This window comes from Alteraurantiacibacter palmitatis, from assembly GCF_037154115.1.
Lineage (GTDB): Bacteria > Pseudomonadota > Alphaproteobacteria > Sphingomonadales > Sphingomonadaceae > Alteraurantiacibacter > Alteraurantiacibacter palmitatis.
The window spans coordinates 205,833-228,377 of the sequence record NZ_JBANRO010000001.1 but is presented as its reverse complement, the minus strand read 5'-3'; the positions used below and the strand labels follow the sequence as shown (position 1 = coordinate 228,377).

General features: G+C 65.1%; 22 protein-coding genes and 1 tRNA gene. 17 read left to right on the top strand and 6 right to left on the bottom strand.

Annotated elements, in window-relative coordinates:
* Positions 1 to 32 precede the first annotated feature (32 nt).
* From WFP44_RS00930 to WFP44_RS00915, 4 genes are all read left to right on the top strand, one after another.
* The gene (locus WFP44_RS00930; RefSeq protein ID WP_336924458.1) at positions 33 to 962 is read left to right on the top strand and encodes an aldo/keto reductase; all 930 of its coding nucleotides are present in this window, start codon (positions 33 to 35) and stop codon (positions 960 to 962) included.
* Positions 949 to 2,241 carry an NTP/NDP exchange transporter gene (locus WFP44_RS00925; protein ID WP_336924457.1) on the top strand — a complete coding sequence of 431 codons (1,293 nt, stop codon included), beginning with the start codon at positions 949 to 951 and terminating at the stop codon, positions 2,239 to 2,241. Before WFP44_RS00930 ends, WFP44_RS00925 begins: the two co-directional genes overlap by 14 nt.
* Positions 2,242 to 2,365: 124 nt before the next feature.
* Positions 2,366 to 2,836 (top strand): (2Fe-2S)-binding protein, encoded by a 471-nt coding sequence (locus tag WFP44_RS00920; RefSeq protein WP_336924456.1) that lies wholly within the window; start codon positions 2,366 to 2,368, stop codon positions 2,834 to 2,836.
* A complete protein-coding gene (locus WFP44_RS00915; RefSeq protein ID WP_336924455.1) occupies positions 2,829 to 5,054 on the top strand; it encodes a xanthine dehydrogenase family protein molybdopterin-binding subunit in 2,226 nt (741 codons plus the stop codon). Before WFP44_RS00920 ends, WFP44_RS00915 begins: the two co-directional genes overlap by 8 nt.
* Before the next feature lie 63 nt (positions 5,055 to 5,117).
* On the opposite strand, the gene WFP44_RS00910 is transcribed toward WFP44_RS00915, so the two are convergent.
* Entirely contained in the window at positions 5,118 to 6,770 is a 1,653-nt protein-coding gene (locus tag WFP44_RS00910; RefSeq protein WP_336924454.1) for a CHASE domain-containing protein, read from the bottom strand.
* Positions 6,771 to 6,833: 63 nt separating this feature from the next.
* Between WFP44_RS00910 and WFP44_RS00905 the strand changes: the two genes are divergently transcribed.
* The 4 genes from WFP44_RS00905 to WFP44_RS00890 all read left to right on the top strand — a co-directional run bounded on the left by WFP44_RS00905 (position 6,834) and on the right by WFP44_RS00890 (position 9,822).
* Positions 6,834 to 7,208 (top strand): NepR family anti-sigma factor, encoded by a 375-nt coding sequence (locus WFP44_RS00905; protein WP_336924453.1) that lies wholly within the window; start codon positions 6,834 to 6,836, stop codon positions 7,206 to 7,208.
* On the top strand, positions 7,205 to 7,852 hold the full coding sequence (locus tag WFP44_RS00900; RefSeq protein WP_336924452.1) for a sigma-70 family RNA polymerase sigma factor: 648 nt from the start codon (positions 7,205 to 7,207) through the stop codon (positions 7,850 to 7,852). The genes WFP44_RS00905 and WFP44_RS00900 overlap by 4 nt, the downstream gene beginning before the upstream one ends.
* 244 nt (positions 7,853 to 8,096) lie before the next feature.
* Positions 8,097 to 9,155 carry an AI-2E family transporter gene (locus WFP44_RS00895; protein WP_336924451.1) on the top strand — a complete coding sequence of 353 codons (1,059 nt, stop codon included), beginning with the start codon at positions 8,097 to 8,099 and terminating at the stop codon, positions 9,153 to 9,155.
* A gap of 151 nt (positions 9,156 to 9,306) precedes the next feature.
* Positions 9,307 to 9,822 (top strand): hypothetical protein, encoded by a 516-nt coding sequence (locus tag WFP44_RS00890; protein WP_336924450.1) that lies wholly within the window; start codon positions 9,307 to 9,309, stop codon positions 9,820 to 9,822.
* Positions 9,823 to 9,882: 60 nt separating this feature from the next.
* Here the strand turns inward: WFP44_RS00890 and WFP44_RS00885 are convergent, their stop codons facing one another.
* Positions 9,883 to 10,494 (bottom strand): superoxide dismutase, encoded by a 612-nt coding sequence (locus WFP44_RS00885; RefSeq protein ID WP_336924449.1) that lies wholly within the window; start codon positions 10,492 to 10,494, stop codon positions 9,883 to 9,885.
* A gap of 162 nt (positions 10,495 to 10,656) precedes the next feature.
* On the opposite strand from WFP44_RS00885, the gene glmM reads away from it, so the two are divergent.
* From glmM to thiD, 3 genes are read left to right on the top strand one after another with little or no spacing between them, the layout of a single operon-like run.
* Positions 10,657 to 11,994: a phosphoglucosamine mutase gene (gene glmM / locus WFP44_RS00880; RefSeq protein ID WP_336924448.1), complete on the top strand. Its 1,338-nt coding sequence runs from the start codon at positions 10,657 to 10,659 to the stop codon at positions 11,992 to 11,994.
* Positions 11,994 to 12,218 carry a DUF1272 domain-containing protein gene (locus tag WFP44_RS00875; protein WP_336924447.1) on the top strand — a complete coding sequence of 75 codons (225 nt, stop codon included), beginning with the start codon at positions 11,994 to 11,996 and terminating at the stop codon, positions 12,216 to 12,218. Before glmM ends, WFP44_RS00875 begins: the two co-directional genes overlap by 1 nt.
* Positions 12,215 to 12,967, top strand: coding sequence for a bifunctional hydroxymethylpyrimidine kinase/phosphomethylpyrimidine kinase (thiD, locus tag WFP44_RS00870; protein WP_336924446.1), 753 nt, complete (start codon positions 12,215 to 12,217; stop codon positions 12,965 to 12,967). Before WFP44_RS00875 ends, thiD begins: the two co-directional genes overlap by 4 nt.
* 4 nt (positions 12,968 to 12,971) lie before the next feature.
* Here thiD and WFP44_RS00865 read toward each other — a convergent pair whose 3' ends face one another.
* On the bottom strand, positions 12,972 to 13,883 hold the full coding sequence (locus WFP44_RS00865; RefSeq protein WP_377923128.1) for an LOG family protein: 912 nt from the start codon (positions 13,881 to 13,883) through the stop codon (positions 12,972 to 12,974).
* 91 nt (positions 13,884 to 13,974) lie between these two features.
* Positions 13,975 to 14,048: transfer RNA gene (locus WFP44_RS00860), tRNA-Gln, on the bottom strand.
* Between the two features lie 155 nt (positions 14,049 to 14,203).
* Between WFP44_RS00860 and WFP44_RS00855 the strand changes: the two genes are divergently transcribed.
* Complete coding sequence (locus tag WFP44_RS00855) at positions 14,204 to 15,487, top strand: Ppx/GppA phosphatase family protein (protein WP_336924444.1); 1,284 nt, start codon at positions 14,204 to 14,206, stop codon at positions 15,485 to 15,487.
* The gene (locus tag WFP44_RS00850; protein WP_336924443.1) at positions 15,487 to 16,212 is read left to right on the top strand and encodes an RlmE family RNA methyltransferase; all 726 of its coding nucleotides are present in this window, start codon (positions 15,487 to 15,489) and stop codon (positions 16,210 to 16,212) included. The genes WFP44_RS00855 and WFP44_RS00850 overlap by 1 nt, the downstream gene beginning before the upstream one ends.
* A 36-nt stretch (positions 16,213 to 16,248) precedes the next feature.
* On the opposite strand, the gene WFP44_RS00845 is transcribed toward WFP44_RS00850, so the two are convergent.
* Complete coding sequence (locus WFP44_RS00845; protein ID WP_336924442.1) at positions 16,249 to 16,866, bottom strand: c-type cytochrome; 618 nt, start codon at positions 16,864 to 16,866, stop codon at positions 16,249 to 16,251.
* Between the two features lie 175 nt (positions 16,867 to 17,041).
* Between WFP44_RS00845 and WFP44_RS00840 the strand changes: the two genes are divergently transcribed.
* Entirely contained in the window at positions 17,042 to 17,935 is an 894-nt protein-coding gene (locus tag WFP44_RS00840) for a prephenate dehydratase (protein ID WP_336924441.1), read from the top strand.
* A 5-nt stretch (positions 17,936 to 17,940) separates the two neighbouring features.
* Here the strand turns inward: WFP44_RS00840 and WFP44_RS00835 are convergent, their stop codons facing one another.
* Entirely contained in the window at positions 17,941 to 19,509 is a 1,569-nt protein-coding gene (locus WFP44_RS00835; protein ID WP_336924440.1) for a tryptophan halogenase family protein, read from the bottom strand.
* 106 nt (positions 19,510 to 19,615) lie between these two features.
* On the opposite strand from WFP44_RS00835, the gene WFP44_RS00830 reads away from it, so the two are divergent.
* From WFP44_RS00830 to WFP44_RS00820, 3 genes are read left to right on the top strand one after another with little or no spacing between them, the layout of a single operon-like run.
* A complete protein-coding gene (locus tag WFP44_RS00830; protein ID WP_336924439.1) occupies positions 19,616 to 20,290 on the top strand; it encodes a hypothetical protein in 675 nt (224 codons plus the stop codon).
* On the top strand, positions 20,287 to 21,585 hold the full coding sequence (locus WFP44_RS00825) for a DUF4350 domain-containing protein (RefSeq protein WP_336924438.1): 1,299 nt from the start codon (positions 20,287 to 20,289) through the stop codon (positions 21,583 to 21,585). Before WFP44_RS00830 ends, WFP44_RS00825 begins: the two co-directional genes overlap by 4 nt.
* Positions 21,582 to 22,544 carry an AAA family ATPase gene (locus WFP44_RS00820; RefSeq protein WP_336924437.1) on the top strand — a complete coding sequence of 321 codons (963 nt, stop codon included), beginning with the start codon at positions 21,582 to 21,584 and terminating at the stop codon, positions 22,542 to 22,544. Before WFP44_RS00825 ends, WFP44_RS00820 begins: the two co-directional genes overlap by 4 nt.
* Position 22,545 lies beyond the last annotated feature (1 nt).

Below are 22,545 nucleotides of genomic sequence, written 5' to 3'. Positions count from 1 at the left end.
CATTTGGACGGGTTGACCACGAGGAGAAGCTGATGCGGGCTCTTGATCGTCGCGAATTTCTGGCGGGCCTTGCCGTTGCCCCTGTGCTCGCTGCTGCGTCCGGCACGCTTCTGGGCCACGCCGCGCTGGCGCAGGCGGGATACAATATGCGTCCACTGCTTCCGGCAGGCGACGTGCCGCTGGTGGGCATGGGCACCGCGCGCAATTACCAGGACCCGCAGACCGAGGAGGATTACGCTCCCCTTCGCGCCACCATTGCCCGCTTTGCCGAATTGGGCGGCCGGGTGATCGATACCGCGCCGTCCTATGGCAGGGCAGAGGAAGTGCTGGGCCGCCTGATCGCCGAAACCGGCACGCGCAGCCAGCTTTACATTGCCACCAAAGTGGGCGCGAGCAGCGCAGAAGAAGGCGCAGCGCAGTTGGAGCAGTCCTTTGCGCACCTCCAGACCGATTTCCTCGATCTGGTGGCGGTGCACAATCTGCGCGATCTCGATAACCAGCTGGCCCTGCTGCGCGGCGCGAAGGAAGCCGGGCGCATTGGCGCGGTGGGCATCACCACCTCCTTCAAGCCGCAATATGAGGAATTCGAGGCGGTGATGCGGCGCGAGCCGCTCGGCTGCATCCAGATCGATTACGCGCTCGACAACCGCAGCGCCGCCGAACGCATTCTGCCGCTGGCGCAGGAACTGGGCCTGCCCGTGATGATCAATCTTCCCTTTGGACGCGAACGGCTGTTTTCCGCCACACGAGGGGTGGAACTGCCCGGCTGGGCTGCAGACATCGGCGCGACAAGCTGGGCGCAGGTGTTCCTGAAATACATCATCTCGCACCCCTGCCGCCCCATCGCCATTCCCGGCACCGACCGGGTGGATTACGCGCAGGACAATCTTGGCGCGGCAACCGGCGTGTTGCCCGATGCCGCGCTGCGCGCGACGATGGAAGCCTTCATTGACGCCCTTTGACGGGGCGGCCCCTATCAGGGGCCTTGCCCGCCTGATCGTTGCCGAACGGGAGGAAGTGCCGGCGGTGGCCGATGGCTTCGCGCTGTTCTTCTTCCTGTTCGCCAGCTATTTCATGTTGCGCCCCGTGCGCGAGACCTTCGCGATTGCTGGCGGCGTCGACAATATCCAGTGGCTGTGGACCGGCACCTTCGTAGCCACGCTGGTCGTGGTGCCGCTCTACGGTTGGGTTGCCTCCCGCATGGAACGGCGACGGCTCCTGCCGATCCTCTATTCCGCATCGGCGGTGGTGATGGCGGGCTTTTCCGCCAGTCTGGCGCTGGACCCGGACAATGTGTGGATCGCGCGCGCCTTCTACGTCTGGCTGTCGGTGATGAACCTGTTCGTCATCTCGATCGCGTGGAGCCTGATGGCAGACATGTTCGAACGCGACCGCGGCCACCGCCTGTTCGGGCAGATCGCCGCCGGGGCCAGCCTTGGCGGGCTGGCGGGCCCGCTGATTTCCGGCCTGCTGGTCGGCACGGTGGGGGAACCGGGTCTGCTGCTGATTTCCACCGCGCTGCTGCTGACGACGCTGGTATTCGTGCGCCGCCTGCTGGCCTGGCGCGAGCGGATGGGTCCGCGCTCGGATGGCCCGCCCCCGCCACGCATGTCAGGGTCCGTCTGGGCGGGGCTGACGCTGATCGCGCGCTCGCCTTATCTCCTCTCCATTTCCGCCTTCGTGCTGCTGCTGACCACGGCGACCACTTTCCTCTATTTCGAACAGGCGCGGATTGTGGAGGCAACCTTCCCTGATCGCGCGCAGCAGACGCAGGTGTTTGCCGCGCTGGATGTGGTGGTGCAGGCACTGACCATTGGCATCCAGTTGTTCTTTACCGGGCGGCTGGCGCGGCGGCTGGGGGTGACGGTGCTGCTGGTGGCGGTTCCGGCCATCATGATGTTTGGCTTTGGCCTGCTCGCTATGGCGGCAACATTCCCGGTGCTCGCTTTCGTGATGATCGTGCGGCGCGTGGGGGAATATGCGCTGGTGCGGCCGGGCCGCGAAATGCTGTTCGCGCCGCTCGATGCCGAGACCAAATACAAGGCCAAAAACGCCATCGACACGCTGGTCTATCGCGGCGGCGACCTGATTTCGGGCTGGGTCTATACCGGCATCGTCGCGGTCGCCTCGCTCAGCGTGGTGGGCTTTGCGGGGATGGCGGTGGCGGGCATCTGGGCGCTGCTGGGCTTTGCCATCGGGCGGCGGCATGATCGCGGCGCGGATGCACCTGCGACACATTGATGCAGGCGCATGGCCCTTGGCCCACTTGGCATAAGGTGCTCCACGGGGTATCCTGCCAATCGGACAGGATCAATTTCGCGCGCCGTCCTGATTTTCGCGCGCTGGTTTAATCGGGAGACGCTGCATGGCCTTTTCGGTCACTATCAATGGCGAAACGCGCGAGATTGACGCGCCCGCCGAAATGCCCCTGTTGTGGGTCTTGCGCCAGGAACTGGGCATGGTCGGCACCAAATTTGGCTGCGGCATCGGGATGTGCGGCGCGTGCACCGTGCACGTGGACGGGCAGGCCGCGCGTTCCTGCTCGCTGCCCATCGGTTCCATCGGGGAACGGCAGGTCACCACGATCGAACATCTGGAAAAGACCCCGGTCGGTCAGGCGCTGCAAAAGGCCTGGCTGGACGAGGATGTGATGCAGTGCGGCTATTGCCAGGCGGGCCAGCTGATGACGGCCACCGCGCTGCTCACCAACAACCCCAACCCAACCGACCGGCAGATCGAAGGCGCGATGCAGGGCAATATCTGCCGCTGCGCCTGCTACACGCGCATCCATCGCGCAATTGCCGAAGTGGCGAAGGAGGGCGTGGTCAATGTATAAGGACCTGACGCAAGAGGGCGGGCCGCAGCTGGGCCGCCGCGCTTTCCTGAAAGTGTCCGCGCTGGCTGGCGGCGGGCTGGCGATGTCGGCCAGCTTCCCGGTCGCGGCCCATGCGGCAGCGGGCGAGGCAGCGTCCGCGCAGCTCAACGCCTTTGTCACGATAAGCCCGGACAATGTCATCACCATTGTCGGCAAGAATCCCGAAATCGGCCAGGGCATCAAGACGATGCTGCCCATGCTGATTGCCGAGGAACTGGATGCCGATTGGGACCAGGTCCAGATCGTGCAGGGCCACACCGATGCCGCGAAATACGGCCCGCAGATTGCCGGCGGCAGCTTTGCCACGCCGATGAACTGGATCCCCATGCGCCAGACGGGTGCCGCCGCGCGCGCCATGCTGCTGGGCGCGGCCTCTGCCCGCTGGGGCGTGCCGATGGCGGAACTGACCACCGAACCTTCGGTGGTGGTGCACCGCGCATCGGGCCGCCGCGCCACTTACGGCGAACTGGCGAGCGATGCGGCGCTTCTGCCCGTCCCGGCGACTGATGCCGTGCAGCTCAAGAACGCATCCGATTTCCGCATCATCGGCCGCGCCATCGGCGGGATCGACAGCCCCAGGATCGTGCGCGGGGAAGGCATTTTCGGCGTCGATACACAGCTGCCCGGCATGGTCTATGCCGCTTATGAACGCGCGCCGGTGTTCGGCGCGAAGCTGGTGTCGGCCGATGTCGCTGCCGCCAAGGCGGCGCCCGGCGTGATCGATGCCTTCGTGATCGAAGGCAATGGCAAGGCCGATGAACTGGTGGACGGCGTGGCCGTGATCGCGCGCAATTGGTGGCTGGCCAACAAGGCGCGTGAACGGCTCAATCCGCAGTGGGACAATGGCGAATGGGCCGGACACTCCACCGCAAAATACGATGCCGATGCCCGCGCCGCGATGGCAGCGGGCAACCCGCAGGAAGTGTTTGCCAGCAAGGGCGACGTGGACGCAGCTCTTGCCTCGGCCGCGCAGGTGATCGAGGGTGAATACGCCTATCCCTTCCTCGCCCATGTGGCGATGGAGCCGATGAACTGCACCGCATTGCTGCATGAAAACGGCGTGATGGAAATGTGGGCGCCCAGCCAGCTGCCCCAAGCAGGCCAGATGGCAGTGGCGCAGTATCTGGGTGTTTCGCCGGACAAGGTGAAGGTGAACATTACCCGCATGGGCGGCGGTTTCGGCCGGCGGCTCAACAACGATTACATGGTGCAGGTGGCCGCGATTGCCCGCCGGATGCCCGGCACCCCGGTGCAGCTGATCTGGAGCCGCGAGGACGATGTCCGTTCGGACTTCTACCGCCCCGCAGGCTGGCACAAATTGCGCGCAGGCCTTGATGCCGATGGCAAGATCGTGGGGCTGGAAGACCACTTCGTCACCTTCGACATCAATGGCGGTGCGTTCAACCCCGCGGCCATGCCGGCGGACGAGTTTCCGGCGAAGTTCGTGCCCAATCTCCGCTATGGACAGACCAAGATGCGCACCGCCGTGCCGATGGGCGCGCTGCGTGCGCCCACCTCCAACGCGGTCGCGTTTGTGTTCCAGAGCTTCCTTGATGAAGTCGCGCACGCCACGGGCCGCGATCTGCCGACGCTGCTGCTCGACATTCTCGAAGGGGCAGAGCCGGAAGGCACCGTCATGGGCTTTACCGGGCCGCAGGCGGGGTTCGACCCGCGCCGCGTGCGCGCTGTCACGCGCAAGGTGATGGAAATGGCGAACTGGGGCCAGCCGGTGGCAGAAGGTCACGCGCTGGGCTTTGGCTATTATTACAGCCATCAGGGCTATTTCGCGGAAGTGGTGGAGGCCAGCCTCGATGCCCGCCGCCAGGTGGTTGTCCACAATGTGTGGTGCGCGGGCGATGTGGGCGCGCATATCATCAACCCGCACGGTGCAATGAACCAGGTCGAAGGATCGATCATCGACGGGATCGGCCAGGCGCTGCAACTGGCGGTGGAGATCGAGGGCGGCGCGGTGAAGCAGTCCAATTTCCACAACTACCAGCTGCCGCGAATGCCGATGACCCCCACGATCCATGCCGAATTCGTGCTGAGCGACAATCCGCCCACGGGGCTGGGCGAACCGGCCCTGCCCCCCGTGATCCCGGCGCTGACCAATGCGCTGTTTGCCCTTACCGGCAAGCGCGTGCGCAGCCTGCCGATTGATACCTCGCTGTTCGCCTGACGCGAACCAGCCAAAGAAGCGCCGCGCCCCCTTCCGCCAGCCGGAACGGGGGCGTTTCGCTGTCTAGGGCAGCTGGGCCGCAGCCGCGCGGATAGCGAATTCGCTGCGCTGGCGCACGGGGATCAACAGGCGGCAACGCACGCCTCCGGGATCGAAATCCAGCTTCACCGGATTGCGCAGTTCATGCGCCACGATCCTCTCGATCAGATCGGTGCCGAAACCGCGCCCGCGCTGCTTGGGCACAGGCGGGCCGCCGCTTTCCTGCCAGTCCACCCGCACCAGTTCCGGCGCAGCCAGTTCCCACATCACGCTGACCCGTCCTCCCGGCTGGCTCAAGGCGCCGTATTTGGCGGCATTGGTGGCCAGTTCGTGGATCGCAAGCCCCAGCGACAGCGCATCATTGGGGGCCAGTTCCACCGGCGGCCCTCCCATGTCGACGACGCGGTCCGCCTCGTGCGCATAGGGGCGCAGTTCCGCACGCACCACTTCGGCTACCGGGGTCGTCCCCCAGTCCGACCGCGTGAGCAGATCGTGCGTGGCGGAAAGCGCGCGTATGCGTCCGTCGAGCGAGGTGGCAAAATCGTCCACATCGTCGGCCCGGCGGCGCGTGAGCGCGATGATCGAAAGCACATTCGCCAGCGTATTCTTCACCCTGTGATTGAGTTCGCGGGTCAGCGAATTGCGGATCGATGCCTGCTCCTCGAACCAGACCAAGGAGCGCTCGTCCTCGATTGCCTGACGCGTGAGCATACGCACAAGCAACATCAACAGGCTGGCCACCAGCAGACCGAAGATCAGCGTGGCCATTGAAAGGCCGGTCAGGACACCGACAGGCCGCCGCGTCACCTGTAGTATGAATGGCGAATTGGCGATCGGCACGGTCACTCCGGGCATGGTGACCCTGTCCTGCGCATTGGGCAGAGTGCTGGCCATCAGGTTTTCCTCGCTCACACTGCCGTCGTAAAAGCTGACGCCGAATTCGCCGCTTTCCTCCAGCGCCAGCCCGCTGGCCAGAAAATCCTCGGCATTGAAGGGGCTGTAGATGAAGCCCTTCAGACGTCGCCCACCGGGAGCCGCCTCGAACACGGGCATATATATCAGGAAACCGGGTCTGTCCTGCTCCACCTCCTGTGCCAGCACGACTTTCCCGCTCGCCACCGGGCTTGCGCTGCGTTCCGCCGCCAGCATGGCGCGGCGGCGCACGGGCTCGGAATACATATCAAACCCCAGCGCGCGGCGGTTGCGTTCGGTATCGGGCTGCAGGAAGGTGACCGGCACCGAATAGGGAAGATCGCCCGATGGCCGGGGAAACATCCGGAGCGGCACGGGTGATCCTTCGTTGAGGATCGCCTCAAAACGTTCCTCCTCGCCCGGACGCACCACCATTGCCCAACCGATCCCGTCAGCGCCGCGGTAATCGGAATCGAGCCGCAATTCGGAAACGAACCGGCGAAACCCGTCCCGCTCCACCGCGTCGAGCGAGGCAAGCATGGCGGCGCCTGCGCGCAGATAAGCGCTGCTGGCATTGGCCCGCCGTTCGAGCGCCGAGGCGATGGCGACCGTGCGGCTGGTCAGCTGCGCGTTGAGCCGGTCAGCCTCGCTTTTTTCAATGGCAAAGATGGAAAGAACGGTGATTGCGGCCACAAGGATGAAGATGCCCACGGGCAGCGCGCGCGGATAAGCGATAAGCCATTTGTTGGCTTTCCTGCGCCTCACAATCCGCCCGTCCACCTGAAAACTCCGTCCCGCGCGCCCGATTGACGCACACTGCGATCACCTATGCCATGGCCTGCCCGTTGCACGATCAATCGCGCGCGTGAAAAAGCAATTCATGAGCGGGAACCGGATTGCGGCGATTTCGTTCCAACTTTCGAGCAAAATGATCACATGGCCCCCAGCCTTGTCCTTGTGCACTTGCAGCAGGGCAAGGTTGGAGGCAAGCTTTGCCGAGGGCAAAACGGGTATTTGATGCAACAGCACATGAGTGAAAAGGCCAAACAGGGGCGGCGTGGCCGCGGCAAGGGTGCAGGTGACCAACCCTCGCCCCAATGGGCCGATGGTCTGCGCAACATCTACGATTCGGTCGTGAACGAACCGCTGCCCGATGATATGCTGGCCCTTCTCGCCAGCCTCGATGCCGACGGTGACAAATGAGCGCGCCTCTTCCGGCCGCGCGCGCAGGCGTCGGTGCTTCGTCCAGCCGCACGGCTGAGGACAAGCGCGCCTTCAAGCAGCAACTGACCGATGTCGTGCCGCATCTGCGCGCCTTTGCGCGCGGCCTGTGTGGCCGACCGGACATGGCGGATGATCTGGTGCAGGAAACGCTGCTCAAGGCCTGGGCCGCGCAGGACAGGTTCGAACCGGGCACGTCGATCCGCGCCTGGACCTTCGTGATCCTGCGCAATGTCTTTCTGACCGATATGCGCCGCAACCGCTTTCGCGGCGAGTATGACGAGACGGTGGCCGAACGCATTCTGATCGCACCTGCCGGGCAGGAAGGGCCGCTCCACCTTTCCGACCTGCACCGCGCGCTGCTCACCCTGCCGCCTGAACGCCGCGAGGCCTTGCTGCTGGTTGGCGCAGGCGGCTTTTCCTACGAAGAAGCGGCGGAAATCTGCGGCTGTGCAGTGGGCACGATCAAGAGCCGCGTGGGCCGCGCCCGCGCCACGCTGGCCAGCATGATCGAGGACGGAACCGTTCCCGACCGCGCCAGCAGCGATCCTGCCGCGCATCGCGCCATCATGGACGAACTGGAAATGGTGGCCGCAGGAAACGGTTTGTCCGCACATCTTCGCTGATCCCTCCCTTGAATGTAAACTGGCACCGCGCCATCAAGGTCGCGGAAACAGGTGCGGGAAGGTCGGGTCACGGCCTGATCCGGAGTAAGGCAGCGCGGTGATGAGTTCCGGGGGTGAGAGCAAAGGCGCAAGACCGGCAGGTCCAGCTGCGGGGCCCGCGACAGGGCCAGTTCCGAGACCAGCACCTCGCCGCCGCGCAACCGCGCTGGCCGAACAGGAGCTGCGGCTGATTTCGGCACTGGTCATGCTGATCGCCGTCGGCCTGTTCCTTGCTCTGCCCTTTGTCCTGTCGATCGGCGCGGTGGTCTTCCTGCCGCTGGTGGCGGCCATCATCCTGACTATCCTGTTGTCCCCGCTGGCAGACAGACTGGCGGGCTGGGGCCTGCCCAATTTCCTCGCCTCGCTGTGCGCAATGCTGGTGTTTATCGGCATTCTGGGGCTTGCGCTGACTGCGGTGCTGCGCCCGGCGGTGTCGTTGTATGATCAGGCGCCCGCCATGATCGCACGCGTGGGCGATCATTTCAGCCAGCTGCGCAGCAGCCTGTCCTGGGTGACCCAGCTCAACGAACAGATTGCCGCGATCGTGGGCGAACAGAAGGGGCGTGAAGTCGTGCTGGCCGGGCCCAGTATCCTGGAGCAGTTGGCCTTTGCCACACCCACCGTGCTGCTGGAGGTGCTGCTCACCCTGTTGCTCGCCTTCTTCATGATCGAGGCGCGGGTGCGGCTGCGCCGTCGCCTCTCCGGCCAGCGCAGCCCGGTGGATGCCAGCCTCAAGGCCGCGCGGGTCATGCGCGATGTGCAGGACCGGGTGGCTGCCTATATCCTGACGGTGGGCGTGATCAATCTGGGCGTGGGGGTGATCGTGGCGCTGGGCGCGTGGGCGATGGGACTGGATGCGCCCGTGATGTGGGGCGGGCTTGCCGCATTGCTCAACTTCATTCCCTATGTCGGCCCGCTGCTGATGACCGCCTTGCTCGCATTGTTCGGCCTCGGCTCGGCCGATGTGGCACTGATCGGCCTCTTGCCTGCTGCTGCCTATCTGGGGCTGCATACGGTGGAATCGAATGTGCTGACCCCGGCAGTGCTGGGTGCGCGTTTCACCATGAACCCGGTGATGATCCTGCTGGCCCTGTCCTATTTCACCTGGATCTGGGGGGTGACGGGCGCGCTGCTTTCGGTGCCCATCTTGCTGGCGCTTACCGCGCTGGTCGATCACCTCGGCAAGCCCAATCTGATCGGCTTTCTGTTTGGCGAGCCGCTGTTCGCCGCCAATGTGCTGGAATTGACCGACGCAGAGCGCTGATCGGGTGCAATCATTGCATTTGGTAACGATGCCGATACACTTGCGTCATCCGTGATGGCGGGCAGACAATCCGGGTCCATCCACCTGCCGCACCGGCAAAAGCCGGGCGCCCGCAACGGGTAGAGGGAACACCATGTGTGGAGAGGAACCCATGATGATGCCAAAATTCGCTACCGCCATCCCGCTTGCACTGGCCGCCATGGCGGTTTCGGTCGGCGCCAGCGCGCAGGAAAGCGCCTGGGGATATTTCGAGGATGAGGCAGGCGTGCTTCAGGCGGGCGTGCAGACGCCTGATGGCCGTCAGTTGATCCTCAAATGCAATGCGCCAGGCGAACGCAGCGTCTTTGCCGTTCTATATACGCCCGCCGCGCTCGGCGCGCCGAGCACCCGGGCCAACATCCGCGATATTCAGCTGCAATATGACAACGGCCCACCCGTTACCCGGCGCTGGCGATACTATCAGTTCACGGTGGAGGCGGTGAACACCCGGCGCGATCAGGAATTGCCGCCATTCCTGCAAAGGCTGGCCGATGTCCAGAATCTGAAAGTGCGGCTGACCCCCGTCGACGGCGCGCCGCAATCGATCGAATTCAACGTATCCGGAGCGCGCGAAGCGATTGGCCGGGTTTACGAAAGCTGCCGGGATTCGACCAATCCCCTTGGCTAGACAGGAAGGCCCGCCGCGCCTGTTTCAGCACGGCGGGCCCCTTTGCCGTAAGCGGAAAGATCAGGCCGGATAGGTCCAGGCGCTGCCACGGGCCAGATTATCGGCCGCAAAATCCCAGTTCAGATGATCGTCGATCACCGCCGCCAGATAGTTCGGACGGGCATTCTGGTGATCGAGATAATAGGCGTGTTCCCACACATCCACGGTGAGCAGCGGGTTGAAGCCCTGATCGACCAGCGTATCGCCGTCATGCGTTTCCTCGATCGACAGCTTGCCGCCCTTTTCCGCCAGCCACACCCAGCCGCTGGCAAAATGGCCCGCACCGCGATCCTTGAGCTGCTTCTTGAGTTCGTCGAGCGAGCCGAACGCTTCGTCGATCTTGTCCGCCAGATCGCCGCTGGGGCCGTTGGTGGAAGGGGCCAGCGAATGCCAGTAGAAGCCGTGGTTCCAGCTTTGCGCGGCGTTGTTGAACAGGCCCTGATTGCTGCCGCGCGCAGCTGCAATCACATCCTCCAGGCTCTTGCCCTCAAGATCGGTGCCTTCAATCGCGGCATTGGTCTTGTCGATATAGGCCTTGTGGTGCTTGCCGTGGTGAAAACCCAGCGTTTCCGCGCTGATAGCCGGGGCCAGCGCTTCGGTGTCGTAAGGCAGCGCGAGAAGTTCGAAAGCCATGGGGGATAATCCTTGCCAGTGTTGAAGCCATGCGGCGGGATAATGCCCTAACGCGCGGGGCGCGCTTTGGTTGCCCATCCGATTGCGGGGGTGACATTGGTGTTCACCTTGGGCATTGCAAGCGCCAAGAATCCTGTCAGGGGAAAAAGGAATACAATATCCATGGCGCGCAAGCTTTTCGGGACCGACGGCATCAGGGGCCGCGCCAATGCCGGCAAGCTGGATGCCGCTACCGCGATGAAAGTGGGGCAGGCGGCGGGCAAGCATTTCCTGCGCGGGTCGCACAAACACCGCGTGGTGATCGGCAAGGATACGCGCCTGTCAGGCTATATGATGGAAAACGCGCTGACCGCCGGCTTTACCAGCGTTGGCATGGATGTGATCCTGACCGGCCCCTTGCCCACGCCCGCCGTGGCGCTGCTGACGCGCGAAATGCGCGCGGATATCGGCGTGATGATTTCCGCCAGCCACAACAAGTTTGCCGATAACGGCATCAAGCTGTTCGGCCCCGATGGCTACAAACTGTCCGATGCGGACGAGGAAGCGATCGAAGCCGAAATGGCGCGCGATCAGGAACTGGCGCAGGGCGACCATATCGGCCGCGCCCGCCGCATTGATGACGCACGCGGCCGTTATATTCACGCGGTCAAGCAATCGGTGCCCGACGATATCCGCCTCGATGGCCTGAAGATCGTGGTCGATTGCGCGCATGGCGCGGCCTACAATGTGGCCCCCACCGCGATCTGGGAACTGGGGGCGGAAGTGATCGCCATGGGCGTCTCTCCCAACGGCACCAATATCAATGACGGCGTCGGCTCCACCGATCTGGCCGCGATCAAGGCGCAGGTGGTGGAAAGCGGCGCGCATATCGGCATTGCGCTGGACGGCGATGCCGACCGGCTGATCGTGATCGACGAGAAGGGCCGTGAAGTGGATGGCGACCAGATCATGGCGTTGATCGGCACCGCCATGGCGCAAAGCGGGCAGTTGCGTGGCGGCGGCGTGGTGGCCACCGTCATGTCCAATCTGGGGCTTGAACGGCATCTGGCCGCACAAGGCCTTGATCTGGTGCGCACCAAGGTGGGCGACCGCTATGTGCTGGAGGAGATGCGGCGCGGCGGATACAATGTGGGGGGCGAACAGTCGGGCCATATGATCCTGACCGATCACGCCACCACGGGCGATGGCACGATTGCCGCCTTGCAGGTGCTGTGCGCGCTGGTGCGCGGCGGCAAGCCTGCCAGCGAATTGCTGCATCTGTTCGACCGTGTGCCGCAATTGCTCAAGAATGTTCGCTATGAGGCGGGCGATCCGCTGGAAGTTGCCAGCGTGCGCCAGGCGATTGCCGATGGCGCGGCCGATCTGGGCAGCGGCGGGCGGCTGGTCATCCGCAAGAGCGGCACCGAACCGCTTATCCGCGTGATGGCCGAAGGCGATGACGAAGCGCTGGTGACGCGCGTGGTGGACGATATCTGCCGCGCGGTGGAAGCTGCCATCTGATGCTGGAGATGCGCCCCGATTGCGAAGGCTGCGGCGCGGATTTGCCTGCCGAGGCGCCCGGTGCCTTCATGTGCAGCCTTGAATGCACCTTCTGCGCAGCCTGCGCCGATGCGCTGGACGAGCTGTGCCCCAATTGCGGGGGCGAATTGCTGGATCGGCCCACCCGCGCGCGGCGGCATCATGCCGCACATCCACCCTCCACTGTTCGCCGATTCAAGGCATGACCACCCGCCCGCCCCGCATCCTGATCATCGCCGGATCGGACAGTTCGGGCGGCGCGGGGATTCAGGCGGATATCAAGACCGTGACCATGCTGGGCGGTTATGCGATGACCGCAATCACCGCCGTTACCGCGCAAAACACGCGCGGCGTGACCGGCGTGGAAATGCTGAAGCCTGATCTGGTCGCGGCGCAGATGGATGCCTGCATGACCGATATCGGCGTGGACGCGGTGAAGATCGGAATGCTGGGCAGCGCCGACATTGCCGAGGTAGTGGCCGACCGCTTGGAGGATCTGCCCTGCCCCATCGTGTTCGATCCAGTGATGGTGGCGACCAGCGGCAGCGTGCTGGCAGACGAGGCGACGCGCGATGTGTTCGACTGGCTGATGGATCTTGCCACGCTCACCACGCCCAACGTGCCCGAACTGGCCGCTTTGGGCGGCGCGGCGGCGCTCGATGCCAAGGGGATCGCCTGGCTGGCGAAGGGCGGCGATGCCGAAGGCCCAACGGTAGAGGACGTTCTGCACCGCCCCGGCCGCGTCCCGGTAATGTGGGAAGGCCCGCGCATACAGACGCGCCACACGCATGGCAGCGGCTGCACGCTCGCCAGTGCCATTGCCACGCTGCTGGCGCAGGGGCAGGAATTGGAGAACGCGATTGAAAACGCGCGGCAGTTCGTGCGCCGCGCGATGGAGGCCGCGCCGGGATACGGGTCAGGCCACGGCCCCATGGGCCATCAGGCCGTGCGCTAAGCGATCAGTCGCAACCCATGATCGGATCGCTCAGCTTGTAGAACTGGCAGATATGCTGCCAGGCTTCCTGCGCCGTTTCGCACCAGTGGATGAGGTCGAGATCGGCCGGGCTGATCGTGCCTTCTTCCGCCAGCCCCTCGAAATCGATGATCCGGTTCCAGAACTGGCGGCCGAACAGCATGATCGGCACCGGCTTCATCTTGCCCGTCTGCACCAGGGTGAGCAGCTCGAATAATTCGTCGCAGGTGCCAAAGCCGCCGGGGAAGATCGCCACCGCGCGCGCACGGATCAGGAAATGCATTTTCCTGAGCGCGAAGTAATGAAAATTGAGCGAGAGATAGGGCGTCACATAGGGATTGGGCGCCTGCTCATGCGGCAGCACGATGTTGAGACCGATGGTTTCGGCCCCTGCGTCGCTCGCACCCTTGTTGGCTGCTTCCATGATCGACGGGCCGCCGCCTGAGCAGACGACAAACTGCCGCTGTCCCTTGTCCACCAGCCCCTTTTCGCTGACCATCCGCGCCAGCTTGTAGGCTTCGTCGTAATATTTCGCCTTGGCGATCAGATTTTCCTGCACCGTCCGTTCGCGATCGGACAGGTAGCCCAGCCCCTGGCGCATCTTTTCCGCCTGCTCTGGCGAGGGAATGCGGGCCGATCCATACATCACCAATGTGGAGCCGATACGCGCCTCCTCCAGGATCATTTCCGGCTTCAGCAGTTCGAGCTGAAAGCGGACTGGCCGCAGTTCCTCGCGCAGCAGGAAGTCGGTGTCGCGAAAGGCGAGGCGATAGGAAGGATGCCGCGTCTGCGCGGTGGAAGCCGGTGCCTTCTCGGCAAAATCGGCTTCCTTCTTGGCGGGATAGAACTTGCGTTCGCCCAGCTCGTTATCACCATCTTCGGGGCGGTCCGCAGGCATATCCAAGGCATCATCTCCACTCATTACGCCGCTGACCTAGGGAGCGCGCTTTGCCGTGGCAAGGCAGCACAAGCCGATAAAGAGGGAGAGATGGATGCCCCGCGAGGATTCGAACCTCGATAGACGGAATCAGAATCCGTAGTCTTACCATTAGACGACGGGGCAATGGAGCGCGCGCCTCTATAATGCGTGCCCCATCGCGTCAAGGGGTTCCCAATGGCCCCGCGCCTCAGCCTGCTTGCCCGTAGGGGCCACATCGGGTAACCACGGGGCAGGTTCCGCTCGGATGTGGCGGGTTTTGCAGAGCAAGTGAGTATTTCATGGCGGATCAGATTCCGCCGGACGGCCGCAACAACAGGGCCGGTGGACCAAGGGGCAGGCGCGGTGCGCGCCCTTCCGCCAAACCCGGCAAGAAGCGCCCGCATACCGGCAAAAGCAGGTTCGGCAAGGCCAGCCCCAAGCCCAGCAAAGGTGCCGGCGGACGTCCCCTGCCCCCAGGCCCCTTCGCGCTGCCGACCGCCGCTCCGCGCGCTCCGCAGGTGGCTGTCCGGCCCGCGGTCACGCCGGAAAGCCCCCCCGCCTTGCGGCAGGCCTATGCCGCAATCGACCTTGGCACCAATAATTGCCGCCTGCTGATCGCGCGGCCGTGCGACGATGGCTTCGTGGTGATCGACGCCTTCAGCCGCGTGGTGCGCCTTGGCGAAGGGCTTGCGCAATCGGGGCGGCTGAGCCCGGCTGCGATGGACCGCGCAGTGGGTGCGCTGCGCATCTGCGCCGACAAGCTGCGCAAGCGCAACGTGCACCTTGCCCGCTCAGTTGCCACCGAAGCCTGCCGGCAGGCGGAAAACGGCGCCGAATTCATTGCCCGCGTGCGCGCCGAAACGGGCATTGCGCTCGATATCATTAGCGCCGAGGAGGAGGCGCGCCTTGCCGTGCTGGGTTGCCACATCCTGCTGGAAGATGGCCCCGGCCCAGCGGTCATATTCGACATTGGCGGCGGCTCCACCGAACTGGTGCTGATCGAGCCGGACAAGGCCGCGCGCCGCGGAATTGTGGCGGGGCCGCCGCGCATCCTCGACTGGCAGAGCGTGCCATGGGGCGTTGTCTCGCTGTCCGAAACTGTGGGAGAGGAAGGCACGGATCCGATCGACCGCATTGCCCGCTACGCCCGGATGAAGGCGCTGGTGCATGACAGCTTCCGCCCCTTTGCCGAACGGCTGGCCCCGCACCGTGCGTCTGACCTCAGGCTGCTCGGCACCAGCGGGACGGTCACCACCCTCGCCAGCCTGCATCTCGACCTGCCTCAGTATGATCGGCGCGCCGTAGACGGCTTGATCGTTCCGGCCGAGGCGATGCGCATGATTTCCGCCCGCCTTTCGGCCATGGGCCCGGAGGAGCGCCGGCAATTGTCCTGCATCGGCCACGAAAGGGCCGATCTGGTGGTGGCGGGCTGCGCCATTCTGGAAACAATACTCGACATATGGCCCGCGGCCCGGCTGGGCGTGGCCGATCGCGGTATCCGCGAGGGCATATTGCGATCGCTGATGACAACCGATCTGGCCGGCGCGCGCAACGCGTCCGCCTTTGGCCGAAAGATACCGTAATGGCGCGCGCAGGACAGGATTCGACGCGGCGGCTGAAAAGCAACCGCAAGCGCAAGCAAAGCTCGACCCAGTGGCTCGAACGCCAGTTGAACGATCCCTATGTCAAGCGCGCCAAGGCCGATGGCTATCGCAGCCGCGCCGCCTATAAGCTGATCGAACTGGACGAAAGGTTCGACCTGCTGAAGCGCGCCACGCGCGTGGTCGATCTGGGTATTGCGCCGGGCGGCTGGGCGCAGGTCGTGCGCAAGCTTGCCCCGCGGGCAGGCATTGTCGGCATCGACTTGCTGGAGACAGAGCCGCTGGATGGCGTGACCATCCTGCAAATGGATTTCATGGACGACAAGGCGCCCGGCCTGCTGACCGCGGCGCTCGACGGGCCGCCCGATCTGGTGCTGTCGGACATGGCGGCGAACACGGTGGGTCACAAGCAGACAGATCACCTGCGCACCATGGCGCTGGTGGAAGCAGGCGCGTGGTTCGCGATCGAAAACCTCGCGCCCGGCGGGGCCTTTGTGGCGAAGGTGCTGGCAGGCGGAACCGATACCGAGCTTCTCGCGCTGCTGAAGTCGCATTTCCGCAGCGTGAAACACGCCAAGCCGCCGGCCAGCCGCAAAGGCAGCAGCGAATGGTATGTCGTCGCGGAAGGGTTCAAGGGCCGCTCCGCCCCCGATGACGTGGCACCGGTGATAGCCGCACAGGCCGATCAAACGAAAAAGGCCGGGTAAACCCCGGCCTTTTCATCTCTCTGGCAAAGCCTGCAATCAGGCGACCGGAGCGCCCTCCGCAGCCGCATCGGCCGCCTCTTCTGCTGCCTCGCCTTCGACAGCCGCTTCCTCTGCCACGGGTTCTTCAGCCGCAGGCGGGGGCGGGATTGCCGGGCCGCCACCCATCGACAGCAGATACAGGATCATATTCGCCCGCTCCTGCGGATCGGACAGGCCGGCAAAGCTCATCTTGGTGCCGTTGGCAAAGGCGCGCGGGCTCTTCAGCCAGGCGTCCATGTTTTCAAAATCCCAGTTGCCGCCATGGCCCGACAGCGCGGTGGAATAGGCAAAGCCGGGCATATGCTGACCCACCGGCTGCCCCATGATCGCCCACAGATTGGGGCCAATACCGTTGGCACCGCCCTGTTCGATCGTGTGGCAGGCCGCGCACTTGGCAAAGCTGGCCGCGCCCGCCGCCGCATCGCCGGTGTTCAGCAGAGCCGCGAGCGAGGGCCCTTCGGCTGCACCGCCGGCTTCCACGCCTTCGATCACATAGCCCAGATTTTCCGGCCGTTCGGGATCGGGAATGATCAGGCCCACCACGAAACGCAGCAGCAGCGCAACGACACCGGCAAACAACAGCCAGCCGAAAATGGTATTGAGACGGTCAGTCATGGATGAATCATCTGCCAGAGTGAACCAGAAGGCAAAAGCCCGTTTCCGGGCGCTCTAGTAAGGCAAGCGGCAAGGCGCAAGTGCGATCATGGCCCTATGCCCATAAAGCGGTAGCGGGAATTGCCGATCATTAGCACTTGTCGCCCTGCCTTGCGGGCGATAGGCGCTTGCCCCCATGCAAAGCTTCCCTGCCCCCGCGCTCGAACTGGTCGAAAAGATGCGTGCCGCCGCCGCGGCCGATCCGGCACGCGCCGTGGCCTTTCAGGGTGCGCCCGGCGCCAATTCGCACCGCGCGGCGCTGGAATACGCGCCCGAATGCCTGCCGCTGCCCTGCTTCAGCTTCGAGGATGCGCTGGACGCGGTAAAGAGCGGCGCGGCAGGCGCGGCGATCATTCCGATTGAAAATTCGCAGCACGGGCGCGTGGCCGATATCCACTTCCTGCTGCCCGAAAGCGGGCTTTCTATCGTGGGCGAGCATTTCCTTGCCATCCACCACGCGCTGATGGGCCTGGGCCAGGGGCCGTTCCAGGCCGCCTATTCGCACCCGCAGGCGCTGGGACAGAGCCGGCATTTCCTGCGGACACGGGGCATCGTGCCGATGGCCTATGCCGATACGGCGGGCGCGGCGGCCTTTGTGAAGGAAACGGGCGATCCCACGCTCGCTGCCATTGCGCCTGCCATCGCGGCAGACCTTTATGGCCTTGCCATCGTGGCCGACCGGGTGGAGGACGCTGCCGACAACACCACGCGCTTTGTCGTGCTCGCGCGCGAGCCGCTCGACCCCGCAACGCTGGCCGGCAAGCAGGCAATCACAACCTTCATCTTCGAGGTGAACAATGTCCCTGCCGCGCTGTACAAGGCGCTGGGCTGCTTCGCGACCAACGGCGTCAACATGACCAAGCTGGAAAGCTACCAGAAGGGCGCCAGCTTTGCCGCCACCATGTTCTATTGCGACATCGTGGGCGCGCCGGGCGAGCCGGGTGTCGACCGCGCGCTGGAGGAACTCGCTTTCCACGCCAAGGAAGTGCGGATGCTGGGGACATACCGCTCGGCTCGGTCGCGCGGCTGATCAGCTCAAGCCATCTGCACCGTGCAGTAATCGCGCAGGAAGTCGGCATGGGCGGGCAGGCTCTGCGCCGCCGCGCGGCATTCGCTGGCGATCCGGCGCATCTGCTCCGCTGCGTATTCGGGGCTTGCCCGGTCTGCCAGCGCGTGCACCCCGGCCGGCAGGCACCTCTGCCCGATCAATACGGACGACCAGCTTCCCAACTGGAACAGATGCCCGCCTGAGACATCGAGCACGCCGCGCGCGCGCCACACCTCCAATGTATGGGCAAGGCTGTCGGGTATCTCCATATGGCGGACATAGCGCCAGAATTCGGAATCGTCGCGCGCGCTCAGATGGTAATGCGCCACGATGAAATCGCGCACATCGGTCCATTCCTGCGCGGTTCGGCGGTTGAAGGCGTCGCGCAGCGCCGGGTCCATCGCGCGGGTGGGGAACAGTTCCACCAGCCGTTCGAGCGCGGACTGGACGAAATGGATGCTGGTCGATTCAAGCGGCTCCAGAAAGCCCGATGACAGGCCCAGGCCCACCACATTGCCCACCCAGGCGCGCTGACGGCGGCCGGTGGTGAACTTTATCAGCCGCGGATCAGCGAGCGCCTCGCCTTCCAGATTGGCGAGCAGGCGCGCTTCCGCCTCGCTTTCCGAACAGAAGGCGGAGGCGAAGACATGGCCATTGCCGGTGCGGTGCTGCAAGGGGATGCGCCATTGCCAGCCCACCGGATGCGCGATCCCTTGCGTGTAGGGGCGGATGCCGCCTTCGGGTCGCGCGGATGGCACCGCCAGCGCCCGGTCGGAGGGGATGTAGCGGCTCCAGTCGTCAAACGGTTCACCCAGCGCCTTGCCCAGCAGCAGGCTGGCAAAGCCGGTGCAATCGATGAACAGATCGGCCTCCAGCCGGCGGCCGTCTTCCAGCACCACGGCGGAGACAAAGCCGCTTTCCCCAGCGCGCTCCACATCCACAATGCGCCCCTCGGTCCGCACCGCGCCGCGGCTTTCCGCGATCTTGCGCAAATGGACGGCATAGAGATGCGCGTCGAAGTGATAGGCGTGCGTGTAGCGGTTGGCGGGCAAGTCCTTGCGCTGTCCGGCCAGTGCGAAGCGATCCAGCCGCGCGGCAGCGCGGGCCATGAACATATCGTCAAATTCGGGATAGGGCTTGCCGTCCGCAGCCGCTGCCAGCCGCCCCAGCAACCACCAGTGATGCATCGGCACCACCGCGTCCAGTTCACGCGCAGGGCGGCCGAACTGGTGGAGATAGCGGTCACCCACCTGCCCCCAGTTGTGAAACTCGATCCCCAGCTTGAAGGTGCCTTGCGTCGCGGCCATGAAGGCGCGCTCGTCAATCTGCACGGCGCGGTTGAATTGCTGCATCGGCGGAATCGTCGCCTCGCCCACGCCGACAATCCCGATCGCCTCGCTCTCGACCAGTTCGACCCGCACTTTTTTCGACAGGAAAGTGGCCAGCATCGTCGCCGCCATCCAGCCCGACGATCCCCCGCCCACCACCAGCACGCGGCGCACGGCTTCCTCGGCGGGGATCTGGGGCAGGTGCTGAGCGGGGGCGATCTGGGTCATGCGCTCTATATTGCGGCCAGAAGCCGCCTTGCGCAATCCGGGCTAAGGGCCCGGCCTGTCCGGCGGGCAATTGCTTTGCGCGGCCAGCCATGCCACCACGCAAGCTGTGAGCAGACCTGCGGCAGCCAACCTTCCGGAAGACAGCGGTTTTTCGCGCGATTGGGCTGCCATGCGGGCCGATGGCGATATTCAGTTCGCCCCCGTCCCGATCGAACCTATCGATGTGCCCGATACCGGATCAAGCTGGCTGGCCGACCTGTTCGAATGGGTCGCCTGGGTGCTTGGCCCCGTGGGCCGTGCCGTGGCGGAAAACTGGAATGTGGTGATGTGGGTGCTGATCGCGCTGATTGCCGCCATACTGCTTCTGGCCGTGTGGCGTGCGGTGCGGGGCGCGGCGTTCACGAAACGGGAATGCGACGGCGGCGAGGCCGATTTCCGGCCCGATCAGTCTCACGCGCGCCAATTGCTGGAAGAGGCCGACCGCCTCGCCAGCGAAGGCCGTTTTGACGAGGCAACACATCTGCTGCTGCAACGCTCGGTCGCACAGATTGCCGAGGCGCGGCCCGATCTGGTGCCCCCTTCTGTCACCGCACGCGAACTGGCGGGCCTGCCCGCCCTGCCCGATCCGGCGCGCCACGCCTTTGCCACCATCGCCGCGCGCGTGGAACGCAGCCTGTTCGCTCTGCGCCAGCTTTCGGCGGACGACTGGCACGAAGCGCGCGCCGCCTATGCCCAGTTTGCGCTGGGCTATACCGCAATCCGCCGGGATGCGCGGGCATGACGCGGCGGGCCAACCCGTTCTCCGCCAAGGCGGTACTGGGCCTGCTGCTGGTGGGCGGCGGGGCTTTCCTGCTGTTCCTTTACGCCATCGGCGCAGGCTGGACGGGCGAACGCATGGCTGTGACCGCACATGGCCGCTCCAACGCGCTCGATGGCTATAGCGGCCTTGTGCAATTGCTGGAACGGCGCGGGCATGATGTGCGGCTGACCCGCGCGCCATCCGATGCCGACGCGGTGGAGGATCTGCTGATCCTGACCCCCGGCACCACCACCGATCCGCAGCGGCTGGAGGACGTGCTGTGGGCGCGCAGCACCACCGGGCCGACCATCGTGATCCTGCCCAAATGGCAAAGCCGCCCTCTGCCCGACAACGCGCCCGAAGGCACGCGGGACGAATGGGTGGAACTGGCGCCCGGTTACACGGCGCTATGGTTCAGCCAGGTGCCCAGCCTTGCCGCCCTGACGCTGGCAACGGGCGAGAGTGCGGGCTGGCAAGGCTTGGGCCTGTCGGGCCGGTTCCCCAGCGAACTGGTGCAGGCGATCACCGAATTGCCGAATGATGAACTGTTCCCGCTCATCACCGATGCCGAAGGCGATCTTCTGGCCGGATATTGGAACCGGGGCGGCTGGCATCCTGCTCTGGCCGAGGCTGCGGGCGTTGCCTTCTCTCAGGAAGCTGAAGACGGGCAGGATGGCGATCTGTTTCCGCTGATCGTGGTGGCCGAACCTGATCTGTTCAACAATTACGGCATGGCCGATGAAGTGCGCGCCCGCGCTGCCGTGGCGCTGGTGGAACTGGCGATGGAGGGCGAGGATGTGGACATCGTCTTCGACCTCACCATGCCCGGCCTTGGCGCAAGCGAGAACCTGCTGACGCTGGCGTTCCGCCCGCCTTTCCTGGCCGCCACGCTCTGCCTGCTGCTGGCAATGCTGGTGGTGGGCTGGCGCGCCTTCCGCCGCTTTGGCCCGCCGCTGGCACAGGCGCCCGCCATGCGCGCGGGCAAGGCGCAACTGGCGCGCAATTCCGCCGCGCTGATCGAACGCGCGCGCCGCTGGCGGCTGCTGGGTGCGCCCTATGCCGCGCTGGTGGCTGCGCGGCTGGCGGGCGCGCTCAACATCCGTGAACAGGATTCCTTGGCGCGCGAAGCTGCCATTGACGCCGCCTTGCACGCGCGCGGACTTGAAGGGGCGGGTTTTGCCGCTGCCGCCGCAGCCTTGCGCACCGCGCGCCGCCCGGCCGAAATCCTGCGCGGGGCGCAAACACTCAGATCAATCGAAAGGATGCTGGAAAAATGAGCATGACGCTGGAGGATACCCGCGCGCTGGCAGAGGCGATCCGGGCGGAAGTGGCCAAGGCCATCGTCGGGCAGGAGGAAGCGGTCGAGCATCTTCTCATCGCGCTGGTGGCGCGGGGCCATGTGCTGCTGGAAGGCCCGCCGGGAACCGCCAAGACTTTCCTTGCGCAGTGTTTCAGCCGCGCGACGGGCCTCGATTTCGGGCGCATCCAGTTCACCCCCGATCTGTTGCCCGGCGATATCCTCGGTTCCAACCTGTTCAATTTCCAGACCAGCACCTTCACCCTGACACGCGGGCCGGTGTTCTGCGATCTGTTGCTGGCGGACGAGATCAACCGCACCCCGCCCAAGACGCAGGCCGCGCTGCTGGAAGCCATGCAGGAACGCCGCGTGACGCTGGACGGGGAAACCTACAGCCTGGGCGACCAGTTCATGGTGGTGGCAACGCAGAACCCGATCGAAAATCAGGGCGTCTATCCCCTGCCCGAAGCGCAATTGGACCGTTTCGCTTTCAAGCTGATCGTGCCCTATCCCAGCATGGAGGAGGAAGCGCGCATCGTGGAGCGGTTCGGCAATCTGTCCGGCCCGCCCCGGCTGGAGGATTTCGGCGTGACGCAGGTGGCCGATGCCGCGCGCATTGCCGAGGCGCAGGCCAGCCTGTCGCAGGTGACGCTGGCGCGCGAGATCGTTGATTACACCGTGCGGCTGGTGCGCGCCACGCGCGGCCATGCCGATATTGCCAGCGGCGCATCGCCGCGCGCCGCCGTGCTGCTCGCCAATGCCGCCCGCGCGCGCGCCGCGCTTGAAGGGCGCGATTACGTGATCCCCGACGATGTGAAGGCGCTGGCCACCGCAACCTTGCGCCACCGCCTGCTGCTGTCGCCCGCCGCCGAAATCGAAGGGCGGCAGATAGAGGATCTGGTCGCCGCGCTGGTGGACGAGACCGAGGCACCGCGCTGAG